Source organism: Bacteroidota bacterium (assembly GCA_016183775.1).
Lineage (GTDB): Bacteria > Bacteroidota > Bacteroidia > JABDFU01 > JABDFU01 > JABDFU01.
In genome coordinates, this window is record JACPDY010000032.1 from 7,359 (window position 1) to 8,622 (window position 1,264).

General features: G+C 43.4%; 1 protein-coding gene. It reads left to right on the forward strand.

What is annotated here, in order from left to right; genetic code table 11:
- A partial coding sequence (locus HYU69_04220; protein MBI2269547.1) for a hypothetical protein occupies positions 1 to 1,264 on the forward strand: 1,264 nt, incomplete at both ends.

The following is a 1,264-nucleotide window of genomic DNA, read 5'->3' on the forward strand; positions in this document are numbered from 1 at the left end:
AGGAGGAAGTTTTCAAGGCTGTGACAGTATAGTAACCCTGAACTTAACCATTAACAATTCAACAACAGGTACCGACATACAAACAGCTTGTAATTCTTACACCTGGATAGACGGTAACAACTATACCGCAAGTACCAACACACCAACTTACACAATAGTTGGCGGAAGTTATCAAGGCTGTGACAGTATAGTAACCCTGAACTTAACCATTAACAATTCAACAACAGGCACCGACATACAAACAGCTTGTAATTCTTACACATGGATAGACGGTAACAACTATACCTCAAGTACCAACACACCAACGTATACCATAGCAGGCGGAAGTTATCAAGGCTGTGACAGTATAGTAACACTAAATTTAACCATCAACACCTTTGCATCCGGTACAGACGTACAAACCGCGTGTAACAGTTACACCTGGATAGACGGTAACAACTATACCGCAAGCACCAACACACCAACTTATACGATAGTTGGCGGAAGTTCAGAAGGCTGTGACAGTATAGTAACACTAAATTTAACCATCAACACCTTTGCTTCCGGCACAGACGTACAAACCGCCTGCAACAGTTACACCTGGATAGACGGTAACACTTACACCGCAAGCACCAACACACCAACCTTTACCATAGCAGGAGGAAGCGTTGAAGGCTGCGACAGTATAGTAACCCTGAACTTAACCATTAACAATTCAACCACAGGCACCGACATACAAACAGCTTGTAATTCTTACACCTGGATAGACGGTAACAACTATACCGCAAGTACTAACACACCAATTTACACCATTGTAGGCGGAAGTTTTCAAGGCTGCGACAGTATAGTAACACTAAATTTAACCATCAACACCTTTGCATCCGGCACAGACGTACAAACCGCCTGCAACAGTTACACCTGGATAGATGGTAACAATTATACCTCAAGCACCAACACACCAACGTATACCATAGCAGGAGGAAGTTATCAAGGCTGTGACAGTATAGTAACCCTGAGCTTAACCATCAACACCTTTGCATCCGGTACAGACGTACAAACCGCCTGCAACAGTTACACGTGGATAGACGGTAACAATTATACATCAAGTACCAACACACCAACGTATACCATTGTAGGAGGAAGTTCAGAAGGCTGTGACAGTATAGTAACCCTGAACTTAACCATTAACACCTTTGCATCCGGTACAGACGTACAAACCGCGTGTAACAGTTACACCTGGATAGACGGTAACAACTATACCGCAAGCACCAACACACCAACTTAT